This is a genomic window from Aeromonas sp. QDB23, assembly GCF_027707745.1.
Taxonomy (GTDB): Bacteria; Pseudomonadota; Gammaproteobacteria; order Enterobacterales; family Aeromonadaceae; genus Aeromonas; species Aeromonas allosaccharophila.
Window position 1 is genome coordinate 32,163 of sequence record NZ_JAPCJA010000043.1, and the last position, 12,729, is coordinate 44,891.

Below are 12,729 nucleotides of genomic sequence, written 5' to 3' on the forward strand. Positions count from 1 at the left end.
CCGACATTACACCCAAAGCCCCGGCCAGTTGCCGGGGCTTTCTTTAAGGAGCAAAGATGTTGTACCCCATCGCCAGGCATTTCCTGTTCAAGCTCAACCCGGAACAGGCGCACGATCTCTCCATGAAATATTTGCCCCGCCTTCTCGGTACGCCACTCGATTGTTTCTTCCGCCAGAATTTGCCGAAACGCCCCGTCACTGTTATGGGGCTTTCTTTTGCCAATCCGCTGGGATTGGCGGCCGGTCTGGATAAAGATGGTGAGTGCATTGACGCGCTGGGCGCCATGGGATTTGGCTTTATCGAGGTCGGTACCGTCACCCCCAAACCCCAGAGCGGCAATGACAAGCCTCGTCTGTTCCGGGTTATTCCGGCAGAGGGGATCATCAACCGGATGGGATTCAACAACAAGGGTGTGGATCATCTGGTGGCCAAGGTGAAAGAGGCCAGATATCAGGGGGTGATCGGCATTAATATCGGCAAGAACAAAGATACCCCCATCGAACAGGGCAAGGATGATTACCTGATCTGTATGGACAAGGTTTATGATCACGCCGGTTATATTGCCGTCAATATCTCTTCCCCCAACACACCGGGTTTGCGTTCGCTGCAATATGGCGAGGCGCTGGATGAATTGCTGGCCGCCCTCAAGGTGCGTCAGCAGGAGCTGGCCGCCCAATATAAAAAATATGTGCCGCTGGCGGTTAAAATTGCCCCGGATTTAAGCCTTGAAGAAATAGATCAGGTGGCCGCTTCGCTGGTGCGTAATGGCATTGATGGTGTTATCGCCACCAATACCACCCTCGAGCGCGAGATGATCTACGACATGCCCCATGCCGGTGAGGCGGGTGGCCTGAGTGGTCGTCCGCTGCAACACAAGAGCACCGAGGTGATCCGTCATCTGGCCAAGGCGCTAAATGGTGCCCTGCCAATTATCGGTGTAGGTGGTATTGATAGTGCCATGGCCGCCCGTGAAAAATTGGCCGCCGGTGCCAGTCTGGTGCAAATTTATAGCGGTTTTATTTATAAAGGACCGGGTCTGGTCAAAGAGATCGTGACCAATATATAAGAAATAGGGAGGAGCCCTTTATTTGACGTTGCTGATTTTATCGACATGGAATAAAGTCAACAGACGAAATTCAAGTAAGGGCTCCAACATGTTTATCCAACCGACCGATAGCTGGCAATGGCACTATGATGCCCAGAGTGACCGTCTGATGTTGGACCTGTCTGATAACATGTTATTTGCGACCGAGTATCAAGGGCGACAATTGGTGCCCAGCTCGTTTGCGACCCAGCCTTTTTGTGTCGATGATGCCGCCCTCTATTATCAGTTGATGGATAAAGCAGCCGAACTTGAGTGGAGTATTCCCCATCAGGTGCAACTGGTGCTCAACGCCATCGCGGTCAGTCGCTTTTATAAACCCCTGATGCCGCAAAGCTGGTTTTTTGGTGAACAGCATCCGCTGGTGATCCCGCAAAACGGTGATCTGGTCTGGATGAATACACCGCATGGCAACGGCGAATTTATGGTCATTGAGGCTGGGGAGCAGGCCAGCGTCTGTTTGAACCTCACTGCCGATCTGGTATTGACTACCAGCAAAACCCTGCCTCGCTTCGGGGTGATCAAGGTGATGAATAACCGGATGAAACCGCGTATTACCGTGACCGAGCAATATCGTCAGGTCAGTTGATATATTTTCATCAATCGTTTTATCTCTGTGATTACACCGCAGCCTATTTTTGCTGTTGTCACCTCAATAGCGCCTCGTTTCTGATACTTCATTGATCCGCGAACATCTTGCCTATTCTCATTGATGTTCATGGTTGTGATTCAGCCTCTCCTGAGGCTTATTACATCCACTTGCATCTTGTGTTCTGACCCACTGCCGTATCTTGGCCTGTCTTTGCATTCCCGCGCTGCCAGCATGGTGTCTCACTCTTGTTTAGTTCTGCGTGTTTAGTGTCTGCACCTCAGTATCAACACCTCACTCACTGCCACAATTTTCTACATACGGCATTTTATGCTTGAAACGAGAGCTATTCTCACTTACATTTTGTTATAACGTAACAAAATGGAGTTGCCATGAAGCCTCATATTCACCCGGATTATCGTTTGGTGCTGTTCCATGACACGGCGGCAGATGCCTTTTTCCTGGTCGGTTCAACCATCAAGAGTGATCGCCGTTACACGTGGCAAGACGGGAAGGAGTATCCCTATGTGTCGCTCGATGTTTCCAGTCAGTCGCACTCGTTCTATACCGGCAAGCAGAAGCAGGTATCGAGCGAGGGGAGTGTGGCCCGTTTCAACAAGCGCTTTGGCGCATTTTCAAGCAAGAAGGAGTCCTGAATGCAGGTCGTCTGTTCACTCAAATCCGCACGGGCACGTCATCCCGATTGTCAGTTGGTACGCCGCCGGGGCAAATTGTTCGTAATTTGCAAAAGCAATCCCCGTTTCAAGGCTCGCATGAAGTGATTCGTTAATGATGTCTGGCCCCATGTTCTCGCCATCGAGTAGTCATGGGGTCTCTTGCCTTTCTCTCTGTCTACCAATCTGTTTCCATCCTGCTGTTTCCGCCGACTTTTGCATGCTCCAGCCCGCCTGATGAGGTATAATGCGGCACTATTTTTATGGGTTCCCCGTGAGCGTGATGAAAGAATTTTTTGCAACCTGCCCCAAGGGGCTGGAAAACCTGTTGGCCGACGAGCTGACCACCCTGGGCGCAGAGCAGGTCCGTGAGACCGTGGCTGGCGTCCACTTCAAAGGCGAACTGGCGATTGGCTACAAGGCCTGCCTGTGGAGCCGTTTTGCCTCCCGTATCGTGCTGGTGCTGTCCGAATTCCAGATGAACGACGATCTGGATCTCTATCTCGGTGCCCACACCATTCCCTGGGAAGAGCACTTCTCCGGTACCTCTACCATCGCGGTGGACTTTACCGGCACCAACCCTGCCATTCGCAATACCCAATATGGCGCGCTGAAGATCAAGGATGCTATCGTCGACCGCTTCACCAAGCGCGGTCACGTACGTCCGGACGTGGACAAGAAGTCGCCGGATATTCGCATCATGGCGCACCTGGGCAAAGGCAAGGCCAATATCACGCTGGACTTGTCAGGCCCAGCGCTGCACCAGCGTTTCTATCGTCAAGGCACCGGCGAAGCGCCGCTCAAAGAGAACCTGGCCTGCGCCATGATTGCCCGTAGCGGCTGGGCCGGTGAGCCCATGATGGACCCCATGTGCGGCTCCGGTACCTTGCTGATTGAAGCGGCCTTTATCGCCGCCGACATGGCGCCAGCGCTGCGCCGCGAGCGCTTCGGTTTCGATCGCTGGCTACAGCACGATAGTGAGCTGTGGCAGAGCCTGATGATGGAAGCGCAAGTACGTGCCAAACGCGGCATGCAACGTTGTGAAGTGAAGCTGTTTGGCTGTGATGCCGACCCGCGCGTGCTGCTCAAAGCGCGCGACAACGCCAAAGCGGCCGGTGTGGCTCACCTCATCACCTTCAAGCAGGCCGATGTCACCAAGCTGGAAAACCCGCTGCCGATGCCTGCCGTGGAAGGGGAGGCACGCCAAGTCGGTATGCTGATCTCCAACCCGCCGTACGGCGAGCGTCTTGGCGAGTTCCCGGCGCTGTTGGAAGTGCACCAGGCCCTCGGCGATGCCCTGCGTCGCAGCTTCCAGGGTTGGAAAGTCTCCATTCTTTCCGCATCCCCCGAACTTCTCAGCTGTCTGCGCCTGCGCGCCGACAAGCAATATCGCCTGTTCAACGGCGCCCTCGAGTGTCAGCTGCGCAATTATCAAATCGCGCTGGACTCCGTGGCCTCACAAAAAGAGGTCGCTCAGGACTTTGCCAACCGCCTGCGCAAGAATCTGAAAACCCTCGAGAAGTGGGCCAACAAAGAGGGCATCGATTGCTATCGCCTCTATGATGCCGACTTGCCGGAATACAACGCCGCCATCGACCGCTATCAGGACTATCTGGTGGTGCAAGAGTATGCCGCGCCCAAGGATATCCCCGCCCAGAAGACCCGCCAGCGTCTGCTCGACATGGTTCAGGCCGCCATCAAGGTGACCGGCATGGACGGCGAGAAGGTGATCCTGAAGGTGCGCGAGCGTCAGGAAGGCAAACAGCAGTATCAGAAGCTCTCCGAAGAGCAGCACCGGATGGAAGTGCAGGAGTACGGTGCCCGTCTGTGGGTCAACCTCTACGACTATCTGGATACCGGCCTGTTCCTCGATCACCGTCAGACTCGCCGCATGCTGGGTCAGATGGCCAAGGGCAAGCGCTTCCTGAACCTGTTTGCTTACACCGGCAGTGCCACCGTGCACGCAGGTCTTGGCGGTGCCAGCGAGACCACTACGGTCGACATGTCCCACACCTACCTGAACTGGGCGCAGGACAACATGCGTCTCAACTCGCTGGTGGGCCGTCAGCACAAGTTTGTCCAGGCCGATTGTCTGAAGTGGTTGTCTGAAGCAGATGAGCAGTACGATCTCATCTTCATCGATCCGCCCACCTTCTCCAACTCCAAGCGGATGGACGAGAGCTTCGACGTACAGCGCGATCACCTGCTGCTGATGCAGCACCTGAAGCGCCTGCTGGCGGCGGACGGCACCCTGGTCTTCTCCAACAACAAGCGTCACTTCAAGATGGATCTGGCCGGTCTCGAGGCCACTGGTCTCAAGGCCCAGAACATCACCCAGAAGACGCGACCGAAGGATTTCGAGCGCAACCAGCACATCCACAACTGCTGGATCATCACCCATGCGCCGGAGCAAGGCGAGGCGTGATGCTGACCCTGTTTCATACCGACGGTTGCCACCTGTGCGAGCAGGCCTGGGCGCTGGTGGAGGAGGCTGGTCTTGCCGCCGCCACCTGCCAGTGCGACATCATGGATGATGAGCAGTGGCTTGCCGCCTATCGGGTGCGCATTCCGGTGCTGCGTGACGAAGCAGGCCGCGAGCTCGGTTGGCCCTTCACACTGGCCGAGCTCAAAAGCTGGGCCGCCCGTCAGGGGTGAGAGTGATTTGACGATAAAACGGGGGCAGACCCAGTCTGCTGCCCGTTTTTTTCATATGAAATAAGGAACACACATGGCTCTTTTAACATTGCACGGCGCATGTCTGTCGTTCAGTGATTTCCCGCTGCTCGACAATGCCGAATTGACCATCGAGCGGGGCGAGCGCCTCTGTCTGGTTGGCCGCAACGGGGCGGGCAAGTCCACCCTGATGAAGGTCATTGCCAGCGAATTGCCGCTGGACGACGGGCGTCTGGTGCTGCAACAAGATTTGAAAGTGACCCGCCTTGAGCAGGATCCGCCTGCTTCCAGCGAGCTGACGGTGTTTGACTATGCCGCCGAAGGGCTCGCGGGGGTGGGGGAGCTGCTCAAGCAGTACCACCACATCTCCATGGAGCTGGCGAGCGATCCGTCAGACGCCAACATTCGCAAGATGAGCGAGCTACAAGAGCAGCTCGACTATCAGAACGGTTGGCAGTTCGAGACCCGCATCAGTCAGGTGTTGACCCTGCTGGGGCTGGATCCCGATGTGACCCTCGATAGTCTCTCTGGCGGTTGGCTGCGCAAGGTGGCGCTGGCCCGTGCGCTGGCCTGCGATCCCGACTTGTTGCTGCTCGATGAGCCGACCAACCACCTGGATATCGAAGCCATCAACTGGCTGGAAGATTTCCTCAAGGATTTTCGCGGCGCCATCGTCTTTATCTCTCACGATCGGGAGTTCATCCACAAGCTGGCAACCCGGATCATCGATCTCGATCGCGGCGCCATCACCTCCTGGCCGGGTAACTACGACGAGTACCTGCAGGGGAAAGAGGAGTGGCTGCGGGTTGAAGAGCTGAAAAATGCCGAGTTCGACCGCAAGCTGGCGCAGGAAGAGGTATGGGTTCGTCAGGGTATCAAGGCTCGCCGTACCCGTAACGAAGGTCGGGTGCGCGCCCTTGAGGCAATGCGCATGGAGCGCAGCCAGCGCCGCGAGCTGCAGGGCAAGGCCAAGCTGCAACTGGACGAGGTCAATCGCTCCGGCAAGCTGGTGTTCGAGACCGAAGGGCTGGGGTTGGATTTTGGCGATCGCACCTTGTTTAAGGGGCTCGATCTGCAAGTGCTGCGTGGCGACAAGATTGCGCTGGTCGGCCCCAATGGCTGCGGCAAATCGACCCTGATCAAGCTGTTGCTGGGTCAGCTTGAGCCAACCCGTGGCACCGTCAAGGGGGGTACCAATCTGGAGGTGGCCTACTTCGATCAGTACCGCGAGCAGCTCGACCCCGAGCAGACAGTGGTGGACAACGTCGGGGAGGGTAAGCAGGAGGTGATGGTGCGTGGCCGCTCCCGTCACATTCTTGGTTACCTGCAGGACTTCCTGTTCGAGCCCAAGCGGGCCCGTACGCCGGTCAAGGCGCTCTCCGGTGGCGAGAAGAACCGGCTGCTGCTGGCCAAGCTGTTCCTCAAGCCGAGTAACCTGCTGATCCTCGATGAACCGACCAACGATCTGGATGTGGAAACCCTGGAGCTGCTGGAAGAGCTGCTTTCCGACTACCCCGGCACCCTGCTGCTGGTGAGTCACGATCGTCGCTTCATCGACAACACAGTGACCGGCTGCTGGCTGTTTGAGGGGGATGGCCGCATCAGCGATTACGTGGGTGGTTACGCCGATATGATGGCGACCCGCGAACAGCAGAACGCTCAACAACAGGCCAAGAGTGCACCGGTCAAGGCGCCCGAGCCGGTCGTTGCCGCCGCGCCAGAAGCGCCGAAGAAAAGCAAGAAGCTCTCCTACAAGCTGCAGCTTGAACTGGAAGGGTTGCCTGCTCGTCTTGAGCAGCTGGAAGCCGAGCTGGATGCGCTGCAAAGCGAGATCAACCAGCCAGGGTTCTTCTCGCTGCCGGCAGATAAAACCCAGCCGAAACTGGATGCGCTCAATGCCGCTGAAGCCGCGCTGGAGCAGGCATTTGCTCGCTGGGAAGAGCTGGAAGTACTCAAAAATCAGGAGTAAGTTCCCTGTAATTAAAACTTAATCCAGTTCAGTGCCTTGTGTCACATAGCCCGGTTAGGGTGGAAGTTTTTGTTTGACCGAGTGCGCTCGCAGGAGTAAAGATGAAAGCGACCGATGCAGAATTGGTCGCTTTTTTTGTTCCACGAAGAGGGTCGTAGATGATGAAGAGACAGAAGCGGGACCGTCTGGAAAGAGCTCGTGCTCGTGGTTATCAGGCTGGCGTGGTCGGCAAACAGAAAGAAGCGTGTCCGTATCAATGCCTGGATGCCCGAGGGCATTGGCTTGGTGGTTGGCGTGACGCCATGGAAGGGCGGGGCTCAGGCCTCTTCATGAAGTAGCAAGTACTTCATCACTCATTACAAAAGGAAAGGGGCCGTTGTGGCCCCTTTGCGTTAATGCTGTTTTACCACCAATCAGAGAGATCAGAATGCGGTGGTATCTTTGAACAGGCCCACTTTCAGGTCGGTGGCGCTGTAGATCGGACGGCCGTCAACTTCGACCACACCATCAGCAATCCCCATCACCAGCTTGCGGTTGATGACGCGCTTGAAGGTGATCTTGTAGGTCACTTTCTTGGCAGTCGGCAGGATCTGGCCGGTGAATTTCACTTCACCTACGCCCAGAGCACGACCCTTGCCGGGGCCACCTTTCCAGCCAAGGAAGAAGCCAACCAGCTGCCACATGGCGTCCAGACCGAGACAGCCAGGCATCACAGGATCACCCGGGAAGTGGCAATCGAAGAACCAGAGATCCGGAGTAATGTCGAGCTCAGCCAGGATCTCGCCCTTGCCGTGTTCGCCACCGTTGTCATTGATCTTGACGATGCGGTCCATCATCAACATGTTGGGGGCAGGCAGCTGACTGTTACCCTCACCAAAAAGTTCGCCACGGCTGCAAGCCAGCAGCTCTTCACGGGTAAAAGAGTTCTTGCCCTGTTCGCACAGGGAAAGGCGGGCTTCCATGGTGGTATTGTCTACGGTCACGCGGTATTTCCTTCAAATGGGTCAAAGCCGGGCCAATTTAGCTTACAGTTGTTCGCTAAACAACTCCGATCACTTCATCAGCGGCCAAACAGGCGCCCCAGCAGGGATTGCAGCAGTCCGACTTTGGCAGTGGAGCCGTTCAACTCGTCCAACCGCTCCTGAATACGGCCAAACAGGGTATCGGGCATATCAGGCTCACCGGCCACGCAGCCGGTCAGCAACTCGATGGCCTCTTCCACATGATCCACCGGGTGGATGTGGAACTGGCCTGCTTCAACCGCTGCAATCACCTCGTCAGAGAGGTTCAGCTGCTGGATGTTGGTGCCCGGCAAAATGATACCTTGCTTGCCGGTGATGCCGTGGATTTTGCACACCCGGAAGAAGCCTTCAATCTTCTCGTTCACGCCACCCACGGCCTGCACATTGCCAAACTGATCGACCGCACCGGTCACGGCGAAGTGCTGATAGATAGGCTGGCGGGCGAGGGCAGAGAGCAGGGCACACAAGCCGGTCAGGGATGCACTGTCGCCATCAATTTCGTGGTAAGACTGCTCGAACACCAGATTGGCCGACAGGGGGGAGGGGTTCTCTGCGCCAAATTTGTTGGACAGATAGCCGTGGATAATCATCATCGCCTTGGCGTGGATATGACCGGCCAGCTCCGCTTTGCGCTCGATATCCGCCACATCGCCATCACCAAGGTGTACGGTCGCGGTGAGGCGCACCGGCTCGCCGAAGTCATAAGGGTGACCGGAGACCTGAATGACAGACAGGCCGTTGATCTGGCCAATCTCTTCGCCATCGGTTTGCAGCAGGATCTGGCCGTCGATAACTCCCTGATCTGACTGCTCAACCAGATAGTTGAGGCGGTAATCCTGCTCCTCCAGTGCGCCACGGATATGCTCGTCGGTGACCACATCGGATCCCAGCTCCCGGGCCAGACTGTCAGCCATCCGCATGATGGCGGAGAGTTGCACTTCGGAGAGCGACAGCCACTCCTGATGGTCACACAGGCGGCTGGCATGACGACAAAGGGCGGCGAGGGCGGCTGGCGTGAAGTCCAGCAGGCTCCAGCGCTGGCGCAGCCAGGCCAGGTACTGCAGAAATTCCTGCAGCTCCTCTTCAATATTCACCTCTGACACCAGATCCGCGCGCAGGAAGATGCGTTCGGACATATCCCGATCCAGCATCTGGAACTCGGCCACGTCGAGTCGGTCACCCACCAGGATCAGCTTGAGCTTGATGGGGGTTGCTTCAGGCGCGAAGAAGGGAGTCAGGGTTTTCCCTTCCTGATAGGCGTTCCAGTCCAGCTCACCTTTTTGCATGGCATTTTTCAGCTTGAACCAGAGATGTGGCTGATCCAGTAGCTCGTCCAGTTGCAAAATGAGGTAGCCGCCGTTGGCTTCGCGCAGCAAGCCAGGCTCCAGCAGGTGCTGGTTGGCATAGACAGAGCCTTGCTCGGTCTGGTAGTTGATGGAGCCAAACAGGGTATCCCAGTTGAGATCGCGGCCATAAATCACCGGCGCTTCCTGCGCTTCGTGATGGATCAGCAGGTTGATCAGAACGGGGTGCTGGAACTCCAGCCCCAATGCCACGTGAGCCGCCAGATCGGAGAGAAAATCATCGATCTTCGGATCATTGTTCTGCTTGCGCATGATCCGGGTCACGATGCGCTCAGCGTCGAGATGGTGGCTCAACAGCTTGAGCAGCTCGCCAACCATTTCACAGAATTCAACGCCGGTGCCCGGTTGCAGTCGCAGCCAGATAGGTTTGAAGGGGTTGTTCAGATTCTCGGTATAGCAGAGATCAAACAGGTCACCATCCTTGCCATTGGAGTCGGCAATCAGTGTCTGGCAAACGCCTTCATAATCTGCGCCGGGGAACCCGTTGAGCAGCATGACCGGACAGTCACCATCAAAACTGGCAAGACGCTTGATGCCGGAAATGGCTCTGGGCTGCAGCGCAGCAAAGGGGATGGGTTCAAGCTCACTGAGCTTGGGGAACTGTTCAATCGCAAAAGCGGGTTTTAATTGTTCTGATGTTAATTCAGCCACTTAAGACATCCGGTCGAAGATAGGATCAATTGTTGCCATTATACACAGTTCAATAAGTGGTGACAGGAAACAAGATATGCAATTTAACATAATATACATTATGCGCAGTGTTGTCAGGCCCGTGGCTAGGACTCAGGAACATAGCAACCGCAAGGGCTACAGCCGTGCCGGTGCTTTTTGAGTACCTCGCTAAAATTTCATACCACGCCTGTTTTAACTCGGGATCCGTCTCTCTGACGGCGGCAAGGCTTAGCAGCACTTCTTTAGCGTCTAGACCGATCTCTTCGGCAATCTTTTTTGCAGTTGAATCAGTGAGTTGCGATTTTCCGTGTTTGATTGACGAAATGTAAGAGCTGGTAAAACCCAAGTCTGCGGCGACTTCCTGAAACTGGCTGTATTTTTTGGCTCTCATGTAGGCTTGAATCAGCGTTTTAGAGTCCATTTTTCTGTCTCCTGATCGTTTAGACAATTGGCCCATCATACCCAAAACGAGCAAAAAGGCCTCGTTTCTATTTAGGTACTTACATGATTTAATCCACTTAAGTAACTATTTAAGAACATAACCAATGACCTACTTTAGCCCACAACACCTTGATTCGCCCGCTCTCATAGAGCGCAAGGTCTATTGGCAGGCTGAACCAACTGGCGATTACTCCGCCTGTGTGGCGGGTCAGGTTGAGATGTTCCGTGATCTGCATGAGCTGCGGGTCTATCTGTCGATGACGTACCCCGATACCGTCTTTGAGCTGGTCGAAGTGACCCAAGAGACTTGGCAGGGTTTTTATGATCAGGGAGTCTTTTTCGATGACTGGTCATAACTCTGTTAACGCCATGATGCCGATAAATAGCGTTATCGGCACCAAAACGCTGATCGACTATCTCTCTTTTACATGGTCGCCTGTCGAGTTGATCCAGATGAAAGAGCTTGCCAAGCAAGGTGCGCTCTTGAAGGCCATTCCGCGCTTTGACACCAAGGTCAAGGCGTTGCAAGCGTTTATCTCCGAGCCCCCTGTCGAGGGTCTGCGTTACCTGTGGAAGCGTCCGGTGGGCTTTGCTCCCCTCGCCCGTTTTGACAAGGTGACAGAACGCTTGTGTGATAAGGCCGAGCGGTTGGGCGTTCCCCCTGCCCCGACCGTTGAATATGACAAGCGCACTGAGCGGTTGAGCCTCAAGGGTGTGCCCAAGTCCCCTGCCCCTGTCGTTACCCTGTCCATGACCGATATGATGGAGCGGGCATTGCACTCCGGTTATAAGGCCCGTGCCGATATTCGCAAAGAGCTTAAGGCGGTATGCGCCTCCCTGCTCAAGTTCTCGGAATTTGAGGTGGTCGAGGATGCCAAGTATTGGGAAGCCTACAACGATTTGATCGACTGCTACGGGGTGCAGTTTCTCGATGCTCTGTGTTGTGGCGAGATTGAGCTGTGGCTCGAAGAGCTTAACACCAAGATCGGGGTGCCTATTCCTGAGCCCCGTTTCACTATGCGTCCTCGCCGTGCTGGTTTGCATGGCTATGCCTACTCTGGCGACCTGCTATGTGATGGCCTCCCCTGCGGCCTGATTGGTTGGGGTGCAGCCAACCATGGTTGCATGGTGAGCTTTTCCGGTGTCGGTTGTGCGGCCCTCGATATGCAGGCATTGCACTCCGTTATCTCTAATATGCCGTCCGTGCGTATCACGCGGGTGGATCTGGCGCTCGATGACTACACAGGCGAAGTGATCAGTTATGAAGGTGCTATTGAAGCGGCGCAAGCTGGCGAGTTTCATCCGGCGCGGGGTCGTGCTCCGGCGTGGATGAAAATCGAATCCGGTGAGTTTGTGATATCCGAGATTTCGAAGGGTATTGCCAAGCGGTTCGGCATGATCCCGACTAAGGGTTGTTCTTTTTATGTGGGCAGCCGCATTAATGGCAAATGCGGCAGGATATACGAGAAGGGCAAACAAATGCAGTCGGAACAGTATCCTGATTGGGTACGCGCCGAAGGCGAGTTACACAATAAAGACCGGATAATCCCGCTTGACGTGTTGATTAATCCCGACCCTTATTTTGCTGGGATGTATCCCCAGTTTGCTAAGTGGCTGGATGAAGTCAAGCAATCGGAGTCTGCTCCGGTGCGTGTTATGACCTTTAAAGCCAAATTCAAGACCAGTCGGGACAATGCGGTTTTTAATATGTCTCGTATGGCTGGCCGCCTTGTTAATTGGTTAGCAAGTGTTGAGGGGCTTTCCCCTGCGACGATTGTTCACCAATTAACAGCGCATCTTGGGGAAGATGATATCCCTGCGCGGTTAAGAATGCCGCTACCGCCCGAGTTTATATCGGGTGGGCATTGTTTAGTTTCGACCTAAAAAACAGGTTCTTCAACGAGGTAAATATTATGTCCCTGCTCACTGCTGTTCTGGTAACTCGCGTTACTCATGGCTATGGTGTGTCCCGTAAATCTGGCGCTCCGGTGCCTTATGATTTTGCCCAAGTGGAATATCTGGCTCCGGCTAACAACGTTAATAAGCCTGAGTGTAATATTCACTCATGGGGTTATGAAGTGCGCCAGCTGGCCCTTCGTAATGACTCGATGACCATTAAAGAAATGGCCGACTGCCCCAAGCTGGCAGGGTGAGAGCGTGAACATTTTGTTAAATTTCACCCAGTTTTTTGAGACCCGCATTGAGTACCGTTTCCAGATATT

Annotated in this window: 14 protein-coding genes; 11 read left to right on the plus strand and 3 right to left on the minus strand. The window is 55.1% G+C overall.

Annotated elements, in window-relative coordinates; all coding sequences use genetic code 11:
- The first annotated feature begins 56 nt into the window (after nt 1–56).
- The 8 genes from pyrD (at nt 57) to rmf (ending at nt 7,346) form a co-directional block, all read left to right on the plus strand.
- Nucleotides 57–1,067, plus strand: a complete 1,011-nt coding sequence (pyrD, locus tag PG888_RS16780) for a quinone-dependent dihydroorotate dehydrogenase (RefSeq protein WP_182937444.1) — start codon at nt 57–59, stop codon at nt 1,065–1,067.
- Between the two features lie 88 nt (nt 1,068–1,155).
- Complete coding sequence (locus tag PG888_RS16785) at nt 1,156–1,692, plus strand: cell division protein ZapC (protein ID WP_182939748.1); 537 nt, start codon at nt 1,156–1,158, stop codon at nt 1,690–1,692.
- A gap of 392 nt (nt 1,693–2,084) precedes the next feature.
- On the plus strand, nt 2,085–2,348 hold the full coding sequence (locus PG888_RS16790; RefSeq protein WP_005336598.1) for a type B 50S ribosomal protein L31: 264 nt from the start codon (nt 2,085–2,087) through the stop codon (nt 2,346–2,348).
- Nucleotides 2,349–2,474 (plus strand): type B 50S ribosomal protein L36, encoded by a 126-nt coding sequence (gene ykgO, locus PG888_RS16795; RefSeq protein WP_005336596.1) that lies wholly within the window; start codon nt 2,349–2,351, stop codon nt 2,472–2,474.
- 139 nt (nt 2,475–2,613) lie between these two features.
- Nucleotides 2,614–4,791 (plus strand): bifunctional 23S rRNA (guanine(2069)-N(7))-methyltransferase RlmK/23S rRNA (guanine(2445)-N(2))-methyltransferase RlmL, encoded by a 2,178-nt coding sequence (gene rlmKL / locus PG888_RS16800; protein WP_182937442.1) that lies wholly within the window; start codon nt 2,614–2,616, stop codon nt 4,789–4,791.
- Nucleotides 4,791–5,021, plus strand: coding sequence for a glutaredoxin family protein (locus tag PG888_RS16805; RefSeq protein WP_182937440.1), 231 nt, complete (start codon nt 4,791–4,793; stop codon nt 5,019–5,021). Before rlmKL ends, PG888_RS16805 begins: the two co-directional genes overlap by 1 nt.
- A gap of 73 nt (nt 5,022–5,094) precedes the next feature.
- Complete coding sequence (gene uup, locus PG888_RS16810) at nt 5,095–7,008, plus strand: ATP-binding cassette ATPase Uup (protein ID WP_270693853.1); 1,914 nt, start codon at nt 5,095–5,097, stop codon at nt 7,006–7,008.
- Nucleotides 7,009–7,166: 158 nt separating this feature from the next.
- Nucleotides 7,167–7,346 (plus strand): ribosome modulation factor, encoded by a 180-nt coding sequence (gene rmf, locus PG888_RS16815; RefSeq protein ID WP_005315693.1) that lies wholly within the window; start codon nt 7,167–7,169, stop codon nt 7,344–7,346.
- An 84-nt stretch (nt 7,347–7,430) separates the two neighbouring features.
- Here the strand turns inward: rmf and fabA are convergent, their stop codons facing one another.
- The 3 genes from fabA to PG888_RS16830 form a co-directional block, all read right to left on the minus strand.
- Nucleotides 7,431–7,991 carry a 3-hydroxyacyl-[acyl-carrier-protein] dehydratase FabA gene (fabA, locus tag PG888_RS16820; RefSeq protein WP_005336586.1) on the minus strand — a complete coding sequence of 187 codons (561 nt, stop codon included), beginning with the start codon at nt 7,989–7,991 and terminating at the stop codon, nt 7,431–7,433.
- A 77-nt stretch (nt 7,992–8,068) separates the two neighbouring features.
- Entirely contained in the window at nt 8,069–10,045 is a 1,977-nt protein-coding gene (locus PG888_RS16825) for a Lon protease family protein (protein ID WP_182937438.1), read from the minus strand.
- Nucleotides 10,046–10,094: 49 nt separating this feature from the next.
- Nucleotides 10,095–10,487, minus strand: a complete 393-nt coding sequence (locus PG888_RS16830) for a helix-turn-helix domain-containing protein (protein ID WP_270693851.1) — start codon at nt 10,485–10,487, stop codon at nt 10,095–10,097.
- 124 nt (nt 10,488–10,611) lie between these two features.
- Between PG888_RS16830 and PG888_RS16835 the strand changes: the two genes are divergently transcribed.
- From PG888_RS16835 to PG888_RS16845, 3 genes are read left to right on the plus strand one after another with little or no spacing between them, the layout of a single operon-like run.
- On the plus strand, nt 10,612–10,863 hold the full coding sequence (locus tag PG888_RS16835) for a hypothetical protein (RefSeq protein ID WP_270693850.1): 252 nt from the start codon (nt 10,612–10,614) through the stop codon (nt 10,861–10,863).
- A complete protein-coding gene (locus tag PG888_RS16840; RefSeq protein WP_270693849.1) occupies nt 10,850–12,391 on the plus strand; it encodes a replication initiation factor domain-containing protein in 1,542 nt (513 codons plus the stop codon). The genes PG888_RS16835 and PG888_RS16840 overlap by 14 nt, the downstream gene beginning before the upstream one ends.
- Before the next feature lie 29 nt (nt 12,392–12,420).
- Complete coding sequence (locus tag PG888_RS16845; protein ID WP_270693847.1) at nt 12,421–12,660, plus strand: hypothetical protein; 240 nt, start codon at nt 12,421–12,423, stop codon at nt 12,658–12,660.
- Nucleotides 12,661–12,729 lie beyond the last annotated feature (69 nt).

Excerpts from the sequence above, each read along its gene's own strand:
- pyrD (WP_182937444.1), top strand. The coding sequence starts at position 57 with ATGTTGTACCCCATCGCCAGGCATTTCCTGTTCAAGCTCAACCCGGAA.
- PG888_RS16785 (WP_182939748.1), top strand. The coding sequence starts at position 1,156 with ATGTTTATCCAACCGACCGATAGCTGGCAATGGCACTATGATGCCCAG.
- PG888_RS16790 (WP_005336598.1), top strand. The coding sequence starts at position 2,085 with ATGAAGCCTCATATTCACCCGGATTATCGTTTGGTGCTGTTCCATGAC.
- ykgO (WP_005336596.1), top strand. The coding sequence starts at position 2,349 with ATGCAGGTCGTCTGTTCACTCAAATCCGCACGGGCACGTCATCCCGAT.
- rlmKL (WP_182937442.1), top strand. The coding sequence starts at position 2,614 with ATGCGGCACTATTTTTATGGGTTCCCCGTGAGCGTGATGAAAGAATTT.
- PG888_RS16805 (WP_182937440.1), top strand. The coding sequence starts at position 4,791 with ATGCTGACCCTGTTTCATACCGACGGTTGCCACCTGTGCGAGCAGGCC.
- uup (WP_270693853.1), top strand. The coding sequence starts at position 5,095 with ATGGCTCTTTTAACATTGCACGGCGCATGTCTGTCGTTCAGTGATTTC.
- rmf (WP_005315693.1), top strand. The coding sequence starts at position 7,167 with ATGATGAAGAGACAGAAGCGGGACCGTCTGGAAAGAGCTCGTGCTCGT.
- PG888_RS16830 (WP_270693851.1), bottom strand. The coding sequence starts at position 10,487 with ATGGACTCTAAAACGCTGATTCAAGCCTACATGAGAGCCAAAAAATAC.
- PG888_RS16835 (WP_270693850.1), top strand. The coding sequence starts at position 10,612 with ATGACCTACTTTAGCCCACAACACCTTGATTCGCCCGCTCTCATAGAG.
- PG888_RS16840 (WP_270693849.1), top strand. The coding sequence starts at position 10,850 with ATGACTGGTCATAACTCTGTTAACGCCATGATGCCGATAAATAGCGTT.
- PG888_RS16845 (WP_270693847.1), top strand. The coding sequence starts at position 12,421 with ATGTCCCTGCTCACTGCTGTTCTGGTAACTCGCGTTACTCATGGCTAT.